The 16,296-nt window shown below is 65.6% G+C and carries 17 protein-coding genes; 6 read left to right on the forward strand and 11 right to left on the reverse strand.

Annotated features, from left to right (window positions below; translation table 11 throughout):
• The 3 genes from AWY79_RS04050 to AWY79_RS19275 all read left to right on the forward strand — a co-directional run bounded on the left by AWY79_RS04050 (window position 1) and on the right by AWY79_RS19275 (window position 2,522).
• Entirely contained in the window at window positions 1–1,017 is a 1,017-nt protein-coding gene (locus AWY79_RS04050) for a hypothetical protein (RefSeq protein ID WP_066800650.1), read from the forward strand.
• Window positions 1,018–1,127: 110 nt separating this feature from the next.
• Window positions 1,128–2,021 carry a hypothetical protein gene (locus AWY79_RS04055; RefSeq protein ID WP_158509855.1) on the forward strand — a complete coding sequence of 298 codons (894 nt, stop codon included), beginning with the start codon at window positions 1,128–1,130 and terminating at the stop codon, window positions 2,019–2,021.
• Window positions 2,022–2,213: 192 nt separating this feature from the next.
• Window positions 2,214–2,522, forward strand: a complete 309-nt coding sequence (locus AWY79_RS19275; protein WP_233490996.1) for a tail fiber assembly protein — start codon at window positions 2,214–2,216, stop codon at window positions 2,520–2,522.
• Window positions 2,523–2,605: 83 nt separating this feature from the next.
• Here AWY79_RS19275 and AWY79_RS04065 read toward each other — a convergent pair whose 3' ends face one another.
• The 6 genes from AWY79_RS04065 to AWY79_RS04090 form a co-directional block, all read right to left on the reverse strand.
• Window positions 2,606–3,112, reverse strand: coding sequence for a cupin domain-containing protein (locus AWY79_RS04065; RefSeq protein ID WP_066800659.1), 507 nt, complete (start codon window positions 3,110–3,112; stop codon window positions 2,606–2,608).
• A gap of 8 nt (window positions 3,113–3,120) precedes the next feature.
• Complete coding sequence (locus AWY79_RS04070; protein WP_066800661.1) at window positions 3,121–3,330, reverse strand: SlyX family protein; 210 nt, start codon at window positions 3,328–3,330, stop codon at window positions 3,121–3,123.
• Between the two features lie 60 nt (window positions 3,331–3,390).
• The gene (locus AWY79_RS04075; RefSeq protein WP_066800663.1) at window positions 3,391–4,275 is read right to left on the reverse strand and encodes a DMT family transporter; all 885 of its coding nucleotides are present in this window, start codon (window positions 4,273–4,275) and stop codon (window positions 3,391–3,393) included.
• Between the two features lie 89 nt (window positions 4,276–4,364).
• A complete protein-coding gene (locus tag AWY79_RS04080; protein ID WP_066800667.1) occupies window positions 4,365–5,540 on the reverse strand; it encodes a THUMP domain-containing class I SAM-dependent RNA methyltransferase in 1,176 nt (391 codons plus the stop codon).
• Window positions 5,541–5,560: 20 nt separating this feature from the next.
• Entirely contained in the window at window positions 5,561–5,779 is a 219-nt protein-coding gene (locus AWY79_RS04085) for a hypothetical protein (RefSeq protein ID WP_066800669.1), read from the reverse strand.
• A gap of 38 nt (window positions 5,780–5,817) precedes the next feature.
• Window positions 5,818–6,843, reverse strand: coding sequence for a hypothetical protein (locus AWY79_RS04090; RefSeq protein WP_066800671.1), 1,026 nt, complete (start codon window positions 6,841–6,843; stop codon window positions 5,818–5,820).
• A gap of 308 nt (window positions 6,844–7,151) precedes the next feature.
• On the opposite strand from AWY79_RS04090, the gene AWY79_RS04095 reads away from it, so the two are divergent.
• Window positions 7,152–7,721, forward strand: a complete 570-nt coding sequence (locus AWY79_RS04095; RefSeq protein WP_066800673.1) for a hypothetical protein — start codon at window positions 7,152–7,154, stop codon at window positions 7,719–7,721.
• 280 nt (window positions 7,722–8,001) lie between these two features.
• On the opposite strand, the gene AWY79_RS04100 is transcribed toward AWY79_RS04095, so the two are convergent.
• The 5 genes from AWY79_RS04100 to AWY79_RS04120 all read right to left on the reverse strand — a co-directional run bounded on the left by AWY79_RS04100 (window position 8,002) and on the right by AWY79_RS04120 (window position 13,850).
• Window positions 8,002–9,261: a Y-family DNA polymerase gene (locus tag AWY79_RS04100; RefSeq protein ID WP_335343130.1), complete on the reverse strand. Its 1,260-nt coding sequence runs from the start codon at window positions 9,259–9,261 to the stop codon at window positions 8,002–8,004.
• 87 nt (window positions 9,262–9,348) lie between these two features.
• On the reverse strand, window positions 9,349–9,810 hold the full coding sequence (locus AWY79_RS04105) for a LexA family protein (protein ID WP_078063610.1): 462 nt from the start codon (window positions 9,808–9,810) through the stop codon (window positions 9,349–9,351).
• A 205-nt stretch (window positions 9,811–10,015) separates the two neighbouring features.
• Window positions 10,016–11,065, reverse strand: coding sequence for a cytochrome d ubiquinol oxidase subunit II (gene cydB, locus AWY79_RS04110; protein WP_078063611.1), 1,050 nt, complete (start codon window positions 11,063–11,065; stop codon window positions 10,016–10,018).
• A 24-nt stretch (window positions 11,066–11,089) separates the two neighbouring features.
• The gene (locus tag AWY79_RS04115) at window positions 11,090–12,403 is read right to left on the reverse strand and encodes a cytochrome ubiquinol oxidase subunit I (protein ID WP_066800675.1); all 1,314 of its coding nucleotides are present in this window, start codon (window positions 12,401–12,403) and stop codon (window positions 11,090–11,092) included.
• 115 nt (window positions 12,404–12,518) lie between these two features.
• Window positions 12,519–13,850 (reverse strand): ATP-dependent 6-phosphofructokinase, encoded by a 1,332-nt coding sequence (locus AWY79_RS04120; protein ID WP_066800677.1) that lies wholly within the window; start codon window positions 13,848–13,850, stop codon window positions 12,519–12,521.
• Between the two features lie 218 nt (window positions 13,851–14,068).
• On the opposite strand from AWY79_RS04120, the gene AWY79_RS04125 reads away from it, so the two are divergent.
• Together AWY79_RS04125 and AWY79_RS04130 are read left to right on the forward strand one after the other, a co-directional pair.
• Window positions 14,069–14,917: a zinc metalloprotease HtpX gene (locus AWY79_RS04125; RefSeq protein ID WP_066800681.1), complete on the forward strand. Its 849-nt coding sequence runs from the start codon at window positions 14,069–14,071 to the stop codon at window positions 14,915–14,917.
• 4 nt (window positions 14,918–14,921) lie between these two features.
• A complete protein-coding gene (locus AWY79_RS04130) occupies window positions 14,922–16,235 on the forward strand; it encodes a trypsin-like peptidase domain-containing protein (protein WP_066806986.1) in 1,314 nt (437 codons plus the stop codon).
• Window positions 16,236–16,296 lie beyond the last annotated feature (61 nt).

Genomic DNA, 16,296 nt, shown 5'->3' on the forward strand with positions numbered 1-16,296 from the left:
ATGACCATCGCATCGACGGAAACAAAAGTGATCTACGGCGGCAACGGCTCCACCGCGACCTTCGCGGTCCCGTTCATGTTCCTGCGCAACGAGGACATCGAAGTCGTGCTCGTGGACGCCGAAGACGGGGAGTACCTCCAGTCCGAAGGCACCGACTACCAACTGGCCGGGGCGGGCGAGCAGACCGGGGGGACCTGCGTCATGACCGCTGTGCCCGAGCCGGGGCAGACCCTGGTCATCCGGCGCGAACCGGCCATGGTCCAGGAGGTGGACTACGTGGAGAACGACGCCTTTCCGGCGGCCACCCACGAGGCGGCCCTGGACAAGCTGACCATGATCTGCCAGGCCCTGGCCGAGAAGCTGGACCGGGCCGTGACCTTCCGCATCTCCTCTGCCGTGACGGGCGTGAATATGCCCGAACCCAGAGTCGGAAGGCTCATCGGCTGGACCGGCGAGGCGGGCGACCTGGGCAACTACGCGGTCTCCGACCTGGGGGCGGTGGTCACGCCCGTTGCCGTGCATCTGGGCGGCACCGGCGCCGACAACCCCACCGAAGCGCTCTTCAATCTCGGATTCGGCGGTGCCGGGCTGACCGTGGCCGGGTGCGACGAGCCCGCCGAGGTCCTTGAGACCATGGGCGCCGAGCCCGCCGACCCGGACATCCTCAGGGCGGACACGCCGGACGTCCTGCAAGCGCTGTTCGGAAGCAGCTTGCACGTACATACGGGAACGGACCTGTTGTCGCTCAATGTGACCAAGAATCATATCAAATGGGCGCTGACCGGCGACAGCACGTTCAACGACATGTCGTTCGGGGCCGGGTACGCATTGCAGAACGGATGGACCGGCACGCTGGTGTTTCACGTGTATCCCAATGGTCACGAACTGTCCCTCGCGACCGCTCTCAAGCTCGCCCCCGGGGTCCCGGACCCCGATCCTGCGGCGACCGAGATCAGGGTGGTCCTGGAGATATTCCAGGGCCGACAGACCGTCGTCTCTCTGGAAAACGTGGAGTAACGGCCATGTCCCTGACTCTCTCCGAATCCAGCGTCGGCGGGTCGCATTATCTCATTTCGTATTCGGCGATCATATCGGCTTCGTCGGGCGGCGAAGCGACCGTGCCCGATATGCCGTACACCATCTCCGCATGGGTCCTGCCCACGGGGGAAACCGAATGGGTGCATCTGCGGATTGTGCGATCGGCCAACTTCCATGTGTACGTCACGGTGAACAACGAGTCGTCGACCGACCTCGGCGAATACCTGTACAACGGGACGTTGACCAACTTCAAATGGACTCTGAACCAGCTGTACGGCACCTCGGTGTATTCGGCCTGGGCAGACGTCACCGTATGGAACGGAGCGCATGCTTCAGACAAGTTCGTGTATGGCTCGGGTCGCGGCTGCATGCCGCGCGACCCCCTTTCCATGGACATCTGGGTAGGCAACCTCAAGGCGTGGTACGACTTCGCCGACCCGAACGCCACGGGCCAAATCGCCAAATCCGGCGGTTGGGACACAGGCGACATCGTGCTTAACGCGTCCTCCAGCGACACCACCTTCCTGGACGCCACCAATATCATCCCGGCCGGAACGGTGGTCACCGGCGCCTCCGTCTACACGGCCGCCGGATACGGCACTGATGATTCCGAGATCTGCATCTACAGGAAGACCGGGCCGTTCACCGGCGTACCCGTCAACGTCAAGAGCCTGAGCATATCGTCCTCCGCAGGATGGCATTCGGTTCCCTTCGCCCAGACCGTCCCGAACAACCAGTACGGCCACTATCTCGGCGTCTATTCGGCCAGGTCCGTGTCCATGACCACGAATGCCGGTCAGGGGATGTATCGCTCCGGAGATCACATCACCCAGGGCACGGCCTTCAGCATGACCGGGACCTTTCGGTCGCCCATCACGAAGTGGGTTGGGTACAAGCCCGCCGGTCTCGGCCAGGACGTATCGGGCAACGGGCAACACTGGGACCTGACCGCCACGCAATCAACCTCAACCCCGACTTCCTAGGAGGACGTCATGGAAACATTTGTCTGGATCAAGGACGGAGACCCCGAACAGCGTGTGCTGCTGCCCCGCCATGTGGAGGAAGCGAGGACCTTGAGCGACGGGAGCGGCTGCCTCGTCCGCGTAAGGACGGCCGCTCTTCTTGCACGGCCCGATGGCTACGCCGCGCTTGACGCGCTCGGCTATAACCGCGCCGTGCCGCTTGAGCGGGAGCCGTACACCACCTACGGAACCGAATGGGTCAAGGACGCGGACCACATTTACCGTGAGGTGGTGATCGTCGCCGAGGTGGACGAGGGCGCGAAGACGGCGGCCCTGGCCGGCGAGGTGCGCGATCTGCGCGACCTGCGGCTGGCCCTGAGCGACTGGACCCAACTGGCGGACTGCCCGCTGGACGAGACGGAGAAGGCGGCCTGGGCGGCGTACCGGCAGGAACTCAGGGACATTCCCCAGCAGGTGGGGTTCCCGGAGTTCGTGTCCTGGCCGGCAATCCCGGAGGCGTAGATTTCAGAGATTTTCAAATCCCCTCTACCTTCCCCATCCCACGGGGTGCGTTCCTTCGGGGGCGCACCCCCCTCTTCTTTATTCTAGGGAGCGGTCAGAATCTCGATGAGGTCCCGGAAATCGGGATAGTCGGCGGTCAGTTGCGCGCGGTCGCCGTGAACGTAGTCCGCGTACTCGAAGCCGGGGGCCACGGTGCACCCCATGAGCGCGAACTCCGCGCCCGGCAGCAGCCGCATGCCCTGCCAGACGTGTTTGGGGACCACTACCTGGGGCCGTTGCCCGGCCAGGAGATCGCCGCCGAAGAGCACGGTCTCGCCCCTGCCGTCCGGGTGGAGGTGGAGCATCTCGCAGGGACCGCCCGCATAGAAGTGGAAAATCTCGTCGGACGCCAGCCGGTGCAGGTGGGAGTATGTGTCCGGGGTGAGCAGGTAGAAGATGGCCGTGCCGAAGACGCGCGGTCCGTCGTAGCGGCCCGGCAGCGTCTCGCGCGCCAGGGACTCGTCCGCGCGGTGGGTCTCCAGGAACCAGCCTCCCTCCTCGGGGTGCGGGATCAGGCCGAGACGGTCGATGATCTCCCGTGCCGTGGTCATGGTCTCTCCTAGCCGTTGTAGTGGGGCGGGGGCACGTCCAGGGGGCCGCTTGCGTCCACCTGCTCGCCCAGCGTGCGGAGCTTCCCGGCCATCCGTTCCGCCAATCGCTCCAGCCCGTCGATCCGCTTCTGCTGTTCGTAGAGCTGGTCGCTCAGTTTCTCTATGGTCCGGTCCTGGAGGGCGATGAGACTCTCCAGCCGTTCAAGCCGTTTTTCCATGGGACCTCCTTGGCCTTGCGGGGAGTATGCGCCCGGAGGGGGCGCTTTGCAATGGCTGGGTCAGGGCCGGTTGGTCAGGTACACGCCGGAGATGACCATCAATCCGCCCAGGGCCAGGGAGAGGTGGATGGGCTCGCCCAGGAGCAGGAAGCCGAGGACCACCGCGAAGACCGGGACCGTGTTGATGAAGATGCCCGCGCGCGATGCGCCGATGACCGAGATGGCCCGGTAGTACCAGAAATAGGCCAGGGCCGTGGCCAGGAAGCCGAGGAAGATCACGCACAGCCAGTCCACGGGCCGGGCCGCGGTCACGTCGCCCGCCAGCCCGCCGGATAGCGCCGCGGGCAGGAGCATCAGCGTGCCCATGAAGCTCGACCAGGCCACGGAGTTGAGCGGCGGCAGGGTCTTCATCACCGAGCGTCCGCCCAGGGTGTAGGCGGTCCAGCTGGCCACGCAGCCGAGGATCATGTAATCGCCCGGGTTCACGCCCCCCGCCAGCAGGGCCAGGGGATTGCCGTCGGCGATGACCACGGACACGCCCACCAGGGAGATCAGGGTGCCGACCACCCGCAGCGGGCCGAACCGTTCGCGGTAGAGTATGGCGGAAAGCACAGCGATGCATACCGGGATGCAGGCCACGATGAGCGCGGCGCGCCCGGCGGCGATGGTCTGGAGCCCGGTGAAGAAGAAATAGCTGTAGGCGAACACGCCGGTGCCGCCCAAAAAGGCCACGGGCAGCACCTGGTTCGCCTTGAGCCGGGGCAGGTGCCCGTCGGCCCGCCAGCACATGAACAACAGGATCACGGAGGCCAGGGCGAAGCGCAGGAAGGCGGCGGACATGGGGTGCATGGACTGGGCCAGCACCCGCCCGGCCACCCAGGTCCCGCCCCACAGCAGCATGCTGACCACCAGCAGGAAATAGGTGTAGGAAAGTGATTGCTTCATGGTCGGCAGGATTTACGCCTCCCGGTCGTATTTTTCAACCCCGGGGGTGCGGGATTTCCCGATGCCCCCCATCGGCGAAGGTGAATAGGTCAGTCCCCCTTCCGGGTTCCCTCGTACAGTTCGTATTCCAGGAGCCGGCATTCGATCTTGGCGTTCCAGAAGATGCGCCGCCGCTTGGTGCGCAGCCCCACGGACTTGGCCAGCTCGCTGTTGCCGGTGAAGATGAACCCGGCCTTGCCGCCGCATTGCTGCTTGAAGAAGTCGCCGATCCCTCTGTAGACCGCGCGCAGCATTTCGATGTCGCCGAGCCGCATGCCGTACTCCGGGTTGAGCATGACCACGCCCGGCCCGGCCGGGACCTCGGTCTGCGTGAAGTCGCAGACCGCGAACTCGATGAAGTCGCCCACCCCGGCCAGCCGCGCGTTGTCCCGGGCCGCCTCGATGGCCGCCGGGTCGTGGTCCGTGGCGATGATCCGCCCCTTGATCTCCGGGATCTCCGCGTCCTCGGCCTCGCCCACCAGGTCGTCCCAGCGGGCCGGGTCGAAGCCGATGATCTTCTTGAAGGCGAAGTCGTCGCGCAGCAGGCCGGGCGCGCCGTTCATGGCCATGAGCGCGGCCTCGATGGCCAGGGTCCCGGCCCCGCACATGGGGGCGATGAAGTGGCCGCCCCTGCGGGCCAGCTCCGGCCAGCCCGAAGCCAGAATGCAGGCCGCGGCCAGGGTTTCCTGCATGGGGGCCTTGTGGGGCCGCTTGCGGTAGCCCCGCCGGGGCAGCGGGTCGCCCGTGGTGTCCAGGTAGATGGTCGCCCGGTTCTCGCGCCAGTACAGGAACAGGCAGACCCCGCTCGTCTCCGGCCCGGAGTCCGGGCGGGAGCCGAATTTCTCGGAGAACCGGTCGGCCACCGCGTCCTTGACCCGCAGCCCGGCGAACCGGGAGTCGTTGACCGTGGTGTCGCGGATGGCGGCGTCCACGCGGAAGTAGCCGTCCCGGGGGATGTATTCCTCCCACGGCAGCTCCTTGATCTCGCGGTACAGCTCGTCCCCGTCGAAGGCCCGGAACCGCTTCAGCTCGAAGAGCACCCGGTGGCCGGTGCGCACCCAGAGGTTCAGCCGCATGCAGTCGTCAAGGGTGCCGCGCACCTCCACGCCCGCGTCCAGGGGCTCGGCGGCGGCAAAGCCCAGGCCTTCGAGCTCCCCCTTCAGGTAGCGGGGAATTTCCAGGGGGCAGGTGATCAGGATCGGTCCGGTGTCGGAAAAATGGGTCATGGGGTTCTCGCCTGGCGGGGCTAGAGGGGACGCAGGTCCCACTCGCGGGCCGGGTCCGCCTCTGTCGGGGTTGGGGTTTCCGTCTCGGTTCGCGGCGTCGCGGCGGGCTTCGGGCCGTGTTCGGGAGCGGAAAGGGCCAGAAGCAGGGCCAGGCCGACCACCGCGCCCGTGGACGGGTCGTAAAGCAGCGGCGTGGACATGCCCTGGACGAAGATCGTGGCGGCCAGGCCCGCGCCCATGCGCGTCAGCCGCCGAAAGAGCAGGATGAACAGGCCGATCAGGAACGCGGCGGGCGGCGGAGCAGTCCCCAGCCGAGCACGCCCCGCAGCCAGAAGGACGGGACTTGGGACAGGTGCGCGCCGAACAGGGCGGGCGAGTCCATGACCCGGTCCCAGACCGGGATCATCTCCGGCGGGAAGGTGAACGGCAGGGCCTGGTCGGCGGGCAGGCCGGTGAGCAGCACCAGCGGGTCGGCCGTGAACAGGGCCAGGGACTTGGCCCACAGCCAGTAGTCCACGTAGCGGGCCAGGTCCGCCGGGGTCATGGGCAGCAGGAAGGAGGACCCCAGCAGCCCGAAGCAGGCCAGCGCGACCGCCGTCCTGATCAGGCGGGAACCCCGCCCGAAGCAGAGATATATCCACCCGGCCCCGAACAGGCCGGTGCGGGACAGGGTGGCCATGATCCCGGCCAGGATCAGGGCGCGGTACACGGTCCGGCCCTGGTCGGGCTCGTATCGCCCGCCTTCCGGCAGGCCCGGCTTCAGTCCGGCGCAGAGGCAGGCCAGCAGCAACCCGGCCAGCAGGTCCATGTCCCCGATCCAGCGCACCGGGGGCGCGGCCCGGTAGATGAATCCCTCCACGGCCAGGTCCGCGATGCACAAAAGTCCCAGGATCGCGCCGTAGCGCTGGAAATCCGCCCGGTCGGGCAGCCCGAAGGTAATGGCCCACAGCCCGCAGAAGCCGAGCATGATCGCCGGGGCCAGTTCGGGCGTCAGGTCGGCCAGCCAGCTCAATTGGTAGAGGAGTTCGCGGTGCCGGACACCGATCAGCCAGGCCAGCCCGGCGAACAGGGCCAGCTCCAGGAAGAGCTTCGGCCGCAGCCGCGATCCGGACCGCCGGAACAGGATGGCCCGGACCGTGCCCAGGGCCGCCAGCAGCAGCCAGGGCAGGAATGCCGAGACTTCGTGGCCCGGCCCGGTGAAGCGGGCGAGCAGGCTGCCGAGAGGCACCGCCGCGCACGCCACCGCCAGGGGCACCGCCGCCAGCCTGGACGGATTCCGGTTCGTGGGCTGTTCCTGTTCCATACGCCCCGTCAAATACCTCTTTGCCTGGCCCAGGTAAAGAAGCCTCTGGCCCGGGAAAAAATGGTTTTGCCAATGATTCCGGGCCATCTTTTTTTCGTTGTCGCCCGTTTTCGCCCGTTTTCCGCCACCTGGCTTTTCTAGACAATCTCTTGAAATCATTCTTCAATTCCCGGCAGGCGGACGTGTTCGTTTCCAACCTGCCAAAATGTTTTGAAAATATTGTCTGGCGAGAAAAAATGGTTTATGGTGTCGGCGTGTTACCAAGCCTGGGGGGCATGCGTGGACAGTACGTTGCTACTGGAGTGTCCATGAAAAAGGTTGCACGGACCCTTTCCCTGAAGGCGGTCTCGACCATTTCTCTGCTGGTTTTCCTGGCCGGGGCGTTGCCCGGCTGCGCCGTTGTTTCGCCGCTCCTGACCGCGGGAGGCATCGCCTTTCCGCCGTTGCAGATCGTGTCCGCCGCGTACACTCTCGGCGAGTTCACCTATGAGTACGCCGCCAACGACAAGACCCCGGACAAGGTCATCGGAGACAAGTACGACGCCGTGGTCAGCGGCGAGGCGTTCGAACTGCCCGCCTACCTCCAGTCCGAGCCCGCCGGGCCGGAAGCGCCGGTCATGGTCGCCGAGGCGGACGTGACGGCGGCCGCCGATCCCGGGACCCCGGCGGACATGTCCCTGTCCGCGGAATCCCGGCGCAAGCGCATCGAGAACCTTCTCGGCCAGCGTCGCGTCCAGTTCGAGCGGTTGGAGCTGCGGCGCATGGCCTTCCTGGAGGCCCAGCCCCGGCACTCCCGGCCGCTCAGCCTCAGCCGGACCGCCATGGCCTCCCAGCCGGACCTGGTCCTGGGCGCGGGGGACGAAGTCTCCCTGGATTAGGCCGACGGGACGCGCCTGCGGCGCGCCAGGGGGGAAGGGGAAGAGGGAAACCCGTTGAAAAGGGCGTTCCCTCTTCCCCTTCCCCCCTGGACCCCCAACCCCTTCTCCCTTCCGAAATTTCTTGATGCCGCTTCGCGGGGTCGGAATTCGGGGAAGCGGCACATGGTTCCTTTCCTTTTGCTTTTCATCAGTCAATAACCCCCGCGGTCCGGGGCGGCGAAGGCGCGGTACGCCCGTCCTTCCCGTCCCGGATCGCACCCCGGCTACCGGGCCTGCACGGTCAGGAGCTCGTCCCAGACCGTGGTGTACCGGGGGAGCGCATCTCCCGTTTCATGCGCCAGCCGCGCTTGATGCCCGAGGCCGCGAAGGACACGGTGTCGCGGCCCCAGCGGTTGTTCAGGGCGTCCACCGTGCGCATGAGCGGTTCGTCGCTTGGGCGGTGGGCCGGGGGCAGGGCCAGAAGATTGAGCCACCGGCCCTGTTCCGGCTCCAGCCCGGCCAGCATGACCCCGCACTTCTTGTACTGGTAGCCGTCGCGGAAGATCCGCTCCATGCCCGCCCTGGCGGCCCGGATCAGCGTGGGCGTGTGCGCGGTGGCCACCACCAGCGGCACGGACAGGGCGTTGGAATACTGCGGCTGGCCGAGCCTGAAGGAGTTGGTCTGGAGAAAGACCATGATGGACGAGGTCACGGACCGCTGGCGGCGCAGCTTCTCGGCCGCGCGGGTGGTGTACTGGGACACGGCCTCCAGCATGTCCTCGCGCAGGGTCACGGGATGGCCGAAGGAGCGCGACGAGACGATGGTCTTCTTGTCCTGCGGCCCGGCGGAGAAGCCGATGCAGGGGAGGCCGCGCAGCTCCAGCAGGGTGTGCAGCCCGGTCACGGTCATCTTCTTCTGCACCCAGTCGCGGTCGAGCTCGCGGAACTGGAGTGCGTTGGCCACGCCCATGGCGCGCAGCCGCTTGGCGTGCTTCGGGCCGATGCCCCAGACGTCGCCGATGTCGGTCCAGCGCAGCACGCGGTCCGGGTCCGGGCTGGCGGCCAGGTCGAACACCCCCCGGCTGCGTGGCTGCTTCTTGGCGAACCGGTTGGCGAGCTTGGCCAGGGTCTTGGTCCGGCCGATGCCCACGGACACCGGGATGCCGGTCCAGGCGAGCACCGTGGCCCGCAGCCGCCGGGAATAGGCCTCGGCCCCGCCGGGCACGCCGGTCAGGTCGCAGAATGCCTCGTCGATGGAATAGACCTCCACCGACGGGCAGAAGCGCGTCAGCACCTGCATGACCCGCGCGGACAGGTCGCCGTACAGGGCGTAGTTGGACGAGAACACGGCCACGCCGCGTCGCTCCAGCATGGCCCGGCACTTGAAATAGGGCGTTCCCATCTCGATGCCCAGCTCCTTGGCCTCGGCCGAGCGCGCGATCACGCACCCGTCGTTGTTCGACAAGACCACCACCGGCCTGCCGACCAGCTCCGGCCGGAACGCCCGCTCGCAGGAGGCGTAGAAATTGTTGCAGTCGATCAGCGCATATTGCCTGGTCATGAAATCCTCCCGTTCCCCATTCCAAAACGCCCCCCTGGAGCGAATCGGATGCCGCAGGCATCCGACAGCGGCTCTCCCGCCCGAAGGTCACACCTTATGGACCACGTGGAGGACAACGCCCCAGACCTGGAAGTCGGTCTCCTCGGTCAGGGGGATGACCGCGTAGTCCGGGTTCTCCGGGGCCAGCTCAAGCCCGGACGGGGTCTTGCGCAGCCGTTTCACCGTGAACTCGCCGTCCACCTGGGCGATGACCACGTTGCCGGGCCGAGGGGCCAGGGAGCGGTCCACCACCAGGATGTCGCCGTGGTGGATGGACGCGCCGAGCATGGAGTCGCCGGACACGCGCACGAAATAGGTCGCCTCCGGACGGGCCACCAGGTACTCGTTCAGGTCGAGCCGCCGTTCCATGTATTCGTCGGCGGGCGACGGGAACCCCGCCGGGACCGACTCCCCGGCCAAAGGCAGGGGCAGCCGGAGGAAGCCGTCCGCCCGCGCCACCAGACTCACCCACCCCTGCGCAGGCAGGTCCGCATGTTCATACCGATCCATGAATAACCCTCATTTGTTAATCTTGATAAAACATTTTCCGAGAAAAAGCGGGTATTGTCAATCTTGACAAAACAAATTGGCGAAAATGGCGGCGTGGCGGACAGGGCGCGGCGAGGGAGTCGCGGGGCCGGGGGAATACGGCGGGCGTGAAAAAGCCCGGCCGGGCGGATGCCGGGCCGGGCTTGGTCAGTCTTCCGGGTTGGGCCTAGTAGTGGAGGTCGTCCTCGGTCAGGGGCGTGGCCAGGGTCTTGTAGACCCAGAACTGGTACGCGATGACGATGGGAACGAACACCAGGGCCACGCCGAGCATGATCTGGAGCGTCAGGGGGCTGGACGCGGAGTTCATGATGGTCAGGCTGTTGGCCGGGTTCGGGTTGGACGGGATCAGCGCCGGGAAGATGCCGACCACGCCGAACAGGGCCGTGCCCGCGATGTACAGGCAGCTGGACGCCCAGGCCATCCAGTACTTGCCCGCGCCGAGGTAGGTGCGCATGAGCACCAGCCCGGCCACCGGCAGGAGCAGGATGACGAACAGGATCGGGTAGACCATGTAGTTGCTGAACAGCTGGGTGGCCACGGCGGTGTAGGCCAGGAACAGGACCGTGAGCACGACCACGCCGGGCCACAGCTTGGTGGCCATCCGCTCGGCCCGGGCCTTGAGCTCGCCCGTGGTGCGGATGCACAGCCAGAGCGCGCCGTGCATCATGAAGATGGTCACGAACAGGATGCCGCCCGCGATGCCGTAGGGGTTGAGCAGGCCGAACAGTCCGGCCTGGGAGAACCCGGTCTCGTCCAGGGGGATGCCCTGGAAGATGTTGCCGAAGGCCACGCCGAGCAGCAGGGCGGGCAGGAAGGAACAGAGCGCGTGGGCGGTGTCCCAGATTTTCTTCCAGCTCTCGCTCTCCACCTTGGAGCGGAACTCGAAGGAGACGCCGCGCACGATCAGGGTGAACAGGAGCAGCATCAGGGCCATGTAAAGGCCGCTGAACATCTGCGCGTAGGCATAGGGGAAGGCGGCGAAGGTCACGCCGCCGGCCGCGATCAGCCAGACCTCGTTGCCGTCCCAGAAGGGGCCGGTGGAGTTGAGGATGGCGCGCTTGTCCGTCTCGTTTTTGGCCAGGAACGGGAGCAGGGTGCCCACGCCCAGGTCAAAGCCGTCGAGAATGAAGTATACGGCCCAGAGCACGCCCCAGAGGATGAACCAAATCATCGCCAGGTAGTAGTGCAGCGAACCGGTTTCCATCAAAGTTTCCATAGATTTTCTCCTTTATTCGCTGAGTTAGACCTGGATCGGGGTGTGGTCCTCGGGACCCTTCTTGGCCAGCTTGACCATCAGCCAGATGCCGACGGCGCCGAGCAGGGCGTAGAGCACGGTCATCAGCACCAGGGTGAAGCCCACTTCCCCGGCTCCGACCGGAGACACGGCGTCGCTGGTGCGCATCAGCCCGTAAACGATCCACGGCTGGCGGCCCACCTCGGTCAGGGTCCAGCCCGCCCAGATGGCGATGTAGGGCAGCGGGATCACGTAGGGCATGGCCTTGAGGTAGAGCGGGAACTTGTCCAGCTTGTTGCGCATGACCCAGCCGAACGCGGCCAGCAGCGGGAACAGGGTGCCCAGGCCGACCATGAGGCGGAAGGAGAGGAAGCTCAGGACCACGGGGGGCCTGTCCTCCTTGGGAATGTCGTTGAGGCCCTTCACTTCGGCGTTGAAGTCGTTGTAGGCCAGGAAGCTCAGCACGCCGGGCAGGGGCAGGGCCTGGAGGGCGTTGCCGTCCTCGCCCGGGATGACCAGCAGGTACATGGGCGCCTGCCGCTGGGTCTCCCAGTGGGATTCCATGGCCGCCAGCTTGGCGGGCTGGGTGTCGGACAGGTTGTTGCCGTGGATGTGGCCTTCCACCGCGGTGACCACGGAGAAGACCAGGGCGATGGAGATGCCCAGGTTGAAGGACTTCTGGAAGAACTCGGTGTTGCTCTTGCGCAGCAGGTGCCAGGCGGAGATGCCGACGATGAAGAAGCCCGCCAGCAGCAGGGACGCCGGGATCACGTGGAAGAACTCCAGCCACGCGTATTTGTTGGTGATGACCGCGAAGAAGTCGGTCAGCTCGGCCCTGCCGTTGCGCAGGGTGTAGCCCACGGGATTCTGCATGAAGCCGTTGGCGATGAGAATCCAGACCGCGGACAGGTTGGACGCGCCGGCCACCAGCCAGGCGGTGATGGCGTGGGCCTTGGGCGAGAGCTTGTCCCAGCCGAAGTGCCAGACGCCGATGAAGGTGGACTCCAGGAAGAACGCGGCCGTGGCCTCGATGGCCAGGAGCGAACCGAAGATGTCACCCACGTAGGCCGAGTACCGGGACCAGTTGGTGCCGAACTGGAATTCCAGGGTGATGCCGGTGACCACGCCCAAGGCGAAGTTCACGAGGAATATCTTGCCCCAGAATTTGGCCATTTTCCGGTAAACCTCGTTGCCGGTCCGGACATAGGCCGTCTCCATGCAGGCGATGAGGACCGAAAGCCCCAGCGTCAGCGGTACGAAAATGAAGTGGAACATGGTGGCCGCAGCGAATTGCAGCCGTGAAAGCATCAGCACATCCATACAAACCCCCTTGTGGATATTGCCATAACATACCTCAAACTATTTTCAAAAAGCTCAACCTTGAAAGGTGCATACCCCTGTCGTTGAAACAAATCAAGAATAATTATTGTTCCTGTTAGGTGTTTTTCATGGAAACGGGCTGTCCCGTGGACTCCAGCACGGCGCGCCAATAGTTGGAGCAGGTGTTGATCCGCTTCTTGCCCTTGGTCACCAGATCCATGGGGATGTGGACGTACCGCCCGTTCCAGCGGGAGATGACCAGGCCGGTGCGGCCGGACATGCCCGCGTGGACCGCGTGGATGCCCAGGAACGAGCAGTAGATGCGGTCGTTGGCGTTGGCCGGGACCGAGCGGATGATGTAGCTCGGGTCGATGTACTTGAGCGAGATGTCGATGTTCTGGGCCTTGAAGTGGGCCACGATCTCCCGCTTGAGCAGGGCGGCGATGTCGCTCAGCTTGACGTTGCCCGAGGCGTCCTTCTTGCCGGACTCCTCCAGCATGTCCTGGCCCGCGCCTTCGGCCACCACGATGACCGCGTTGCCGCGCCGCTTCATGCGCGCGTCCAGGGCGGCCAGCAGCCCGTTCTCGCCGTCGATGTCGAAGGGGTCTTCCGGGACCAGGCAGAAGTTGACCTCCTGGCAGGACAAAGCGCTCTGGGCCGCGATGAATCCCGCGTCCCGACCCATGACCTTGACCAGCCCCACGCCCCAGGGCGCGCCCGTGGCCTCCACGTGGGCCCCCCTGATGGCCATGGCCGCCGTCTCCACCGAGGTGTCGAAGCCGAAGGACGGCGAGACGTAGTTGATGTCGTTGTCGATGGTCTTGGGCAGGCCGACCACGGAGATGGACAGCCCGCGTTTCTCGATCTCCTCCACCACCTTGGATGCGGCGCGCATGGTGCCGTCGCCGCCGATCATGAACAGGATGGAGACGTTCATGCGCTCCAGGGCGTCCACGATGACCTCCGGGTCCTGGGGGCCGCGCGACGAACCGAGAACCGTGCCGCCGAACTCGTGGATGCGCGACACGAAATCCGGGGTCAGCTCGATGACGTCGTATCCCTGCTCCGGCACGAACCCGGCCAGGCCGTACTGGATGCCGAGCACGGACGGGACCCTGTATTCGTGGTGGGCGGCCATGACGATGGCCCGGATGACGTCGTTCAGCCCGGGACACAGGCCGCCGCAGGTGACCACCGCGCATTTGGTCTTGCTCGGATCGTAGTAGATCTTTTCCCGGGGGCCGGCGGGCTCGAAATAGATATGGGTCGGTTTCTTTTTGGTCTTGGCGTTCCCTTCCACCTTTTTCCGGGAGATATTGACCAGGACCGCGTCTTCTTCATCGTCGACGAACCGTCCGAATTTGATGGGGTTGCTGATCTTGGCGGTTCCCACTGTGGGAATTGCGGTGCTTTTCGGCGTTCCGCCATCGTCGTTGCACGATTTCATTGTGAACCTCTTGGATTGCTGCGATTGGACATTGCCCACAGTATTATATCGATTTTCGGTCACGGGCAAACTGAATCTGTGTTTTTTCTCAAGACTATAACATTCCCCCAAAGGGTATTGGCCCTCTCCTGGAAGGGACGCATGGGGTCTTGACCTTTACCCGGTAAATCCTATCTACTGCCTTTGGAACCATTGATAATGGTGGAGGAATCACCTGCATGACGAGCCAGATTAAAACCATGTTGCTCCTGGGGTTGCTCACCGGGCTGCTGATGCTTCTCGGCGGGGCCATGGGCGGCCGCGCCGGCCTGTTCTTCGCCTTTGGCCTGGCCATGGTGATGAACGTCGGAAGTTACTGGTATTCCGACAAGATAGTCCTGCGCAAGTACAAGGCGCAGCCGCTCTCCCCCGGCGACGCCCCGCATATCCACCGGGTGGTGGAGGAGATGGCCGCAAAGGCGGGCATCCCCAAGCCGCGCATCGTGCTCATCCCCCAGGACGCGCCCAACGCCTTTGCCACGGGCCGCAACCCGGAGAACGCCGTGGTCGCGGTCACGCGCGGCATCGTGCGCATGCTGGACCCCAATGAGCTCAAGGGCGTGCTCGGCCACGAACTGGGCCACATCGCCAACCGCGACATCCTCATCCAGACCATCGCCGCCGTCCTGGCCGGGGCCATCGTGTTCATCGCCAACATGCTCCAGTGGACCGCCATCTTCGGCGGTTTCTCCCGCGACGACGACGAGGGGGGCAGCCCCCTGGCCGCGCTGCTCATGGCCTTTCTCGCGCCCGTGGCCGCCACCCTGATCCAGATGGCCATCTCCCGCTCGCGCGAATACCTGGCCGACGCCACCGGCGCCCGGCTGTCCGATCCCCTGGCCCTGGCGGGCGCGCTGTCCAAGCTCGACTCCGCCTCCCGCCAGGTACCCCTCGAGGGCAACCCGGTCACCGAGAACCTGTTCATCGTCAATCCGTTCAGCGGGCGCAGGGCGGCCTCGCTGTTCGCCACCCATCCGCCCATCGAAGACCGCATCGCCAGGCTGCGCGCCATGGCGCAAGAAAGATAGCATGATGAAACGTCTCCTGTTCCTGATCCTGTTCCTGCTCCTGTCCGCCGCCCCGGCCCACGCCGCCGACCGCCGCACCCCGGTGGTCCTGGCCGTGGAGGCGGTCTCCCCCTCGGTGGTCAACATCACCGTGGTCTCCAAGTCCGAGGGCGCGCGCTCGCCGTTCAGCGACCCGTTCTTCGACCAGTTCTTCAACGAGTTCTACGGCCAGCGCCAGCGCCAGACCCAGAGCCTCGGTTCCGGCGTGATCATCGACGGCCCCCAGGCGCTGGTCCTGACCAACGCCCACGTGGTCTCCTCGGGCGGCGAGATCTCGGTCCGCCTCAAGGACGGCCGCGAATTCAAAGCCGACCTGGTGGGCTCGGACGCGGACTTCGACCTGGCCGTGCTCAAGCTGGAGAACGGCTCCGGCCTGCCCCAGGTGGCCATGGGCGACTCCGACGGGATCTTCATCGGCGAGACCGTCATCGCCATCGGCAACCCGTTCGGCTACTCCAACACCGTGACCACCGGCGTGGTTTCGGCCCTGAACCGGCCAATGAAGACCGACAAGGGGGCCTACGGCAGCTTCATCCAGACCGACGCGGCCATCAACCCCGGCAACTCCGGCGGCCCGCTGCTGAACATCAACGGCGAGCTGATCGGCATCAACACCGCCATCCAGGCGCGCGCCGAGGGCATCGGCTTCGCCATCCCCATCAACAAGGCCAAGTACGTGGTCGCCGAACTGCTCGACTCCGGCCACGTCTCCCCCATCTGGCTCGGCCTCTTCGGCCAGGACATCGACCAGACGGCGGCCCGTTATTTCAATCTCAAGGACCTCAAGGGCATGCTCGTCACCGAGGTCCATCCCGGCACCCCGGCCGCCGAGGCGGGCGTCAAGCCGGGGGACATCGTCCTCGCCCTGGACGGCCAGCGCGTGGCCAACAAGGACGACTACCTGACCCGGCTGTTCAGCGTGACCAAGTCCGAGTCCATCTCCCTGGTCATCCTGCGCGAGGGCGAACGGCGGTCCCTGGACCTGCGCCCGCAGGTTCTGGACAAGGGCATGGCCCTCAAGCTGGTGGTCAACCGCTGGGGCTTCGAGCTGGCCGACAGGAGCCAGGGGCCGGGCGCGGAAGTGACCCGGATCGTCCCCGGTTCCGCAGCCGCCAAGCTTGGCCTGCAACAGGGCGACATCATCCACCAGATCGGCAACCGCAGGCTGGCCATGGGCATCGACCTGCTCAACGCCTTTTTGCGCAACCGCATGCAGAAGACGGTCATGATGCGCGTCCAGCGGGGACGCAACCTCTACACCGTCAAGCTGACCCTCTAGCAAGGAGCCCGGTCATCCCAGACCAACGACGATATTGGACCGACAAATGCGCGGCCAAGAA

It is taken from the genome of Pseudodesulfovibrio indicus, assembly GCF_001563225.1.
Taxonomy (GTDB): domain Bacteria; phylum Desulfobacterota; class Desulfovibrionia; order Desulfovibrionales; family Desulfovibrionaceae; genus Pseudodesulfovibrio; species Pseudodesulfovibrio indicus.

Coding starts and splice junctions, on each gene's coding strand:
- AWY79_RS04105 (WP_078063610.1), bottom strand. CDS start 9,810: ATGGATCGGTATGAACATGCGGACCTGCCTGCGCAGGGGTGGGTGAGT.
- cydB (WP_078063611.1), bottom strand. CDS start 11,065: ATGGAAACTTTGATGGAAACCGGTTCGCTGCACTACTACCTGGCGATG.
- AWY79_RS04125 (WP_066800681.1), top strand. CDS start 14,069: ATGACGAGCCAGATTAAAACCATGTTGCTCCTGGGGTTGCTCACCGGG.
- AWY79_RS04080 (WP_066800667.1), bottom strand. CDS start 5,540: ATGACCCATTTTTCCGACACCGGACCGATCCTGATCACCTGCCCCCTG.
- AWY79_RS04085 (WP_066800669.1), bottom strand. CDS start 5,779: ATGGGCGCGGGCCTGGCCGCCACGATCTTCGTCCAGGGCATGTCCACG.
- AWY79_RS04115 (WP_066800675.1), bottom strand. CDS start 12,403: ATGGATGTGCTGATGCTTTCACGGCTGCAATTCGCTGCGGCCACCATG.
- AWY79_RS04100 (WP_335343130.1), bottom strand. CDS start 9,261: ATGACCAGGCAATATGCGCTGATCGACTGCAACAATTTCTACGCCTCC.
- AWY79_RS04120 (WP_066800677.1), bottom strand. CDS start 13,850: ATGAAATCGTGCAACGACGATGGCGGAACGCCGAAAAGCACCGCAATT.
- AWY79_RS04065 (WP_066800659.1), bottom strand. CDS start 3,112: ATGACCACGGCACGGGAGATCATCGACCGTCTCGGCCTGATCCCGCAC.
- AWY79_RS04095 (WP_066800673.1), top strand. CDS start 7,152: ATGAAAAAGGTTGCACGGACCCTTTCCCTGAAGGCGGTCTCGACCATT.
- AWY79_RS04055 (WP_158509855.1), top strand. CDS start 1,128: ATGCCGTACACCATCTCCGCATGGGTCCTGCCCACGGGGGAAACCGAA.
- AWY79_RS04070 (WP_066800661.1), bottom strand. CDS start 3,330: ATGGAAAAACGGCTTGAACGGCTGGAGAGTCTCATCGCCCTCCAGGAC.
- AWY79_RS04090 (WP_066800671.1), bottom strand. CDS start 6,843: ATGGAACAGGAACAGCCCACGAACCGGAATCCGTCCAGGCTGGCGGCG.
- AWY79_RS04050 (WP_066800650.1), top strand. CDS start 1: ATGACCATCGCATCGACGGAAACAAAAGTGATCTACGGCGGCAACGGC.
- AWY79_RS04075 (WP_066800663.1), bottom strand. CDS start 4,275: ATGAAGCAATCACTTTCCTACACCTATTTCCTGCTGGTGGTCAGCATG.
- AWY79_RS04130 (WP_066806986.1), top strand. CDS start 14,922: ATGAAACGTCTCCTGTTCCTGATCCTGTTCCTGCTCCTGTCCGCCGCC.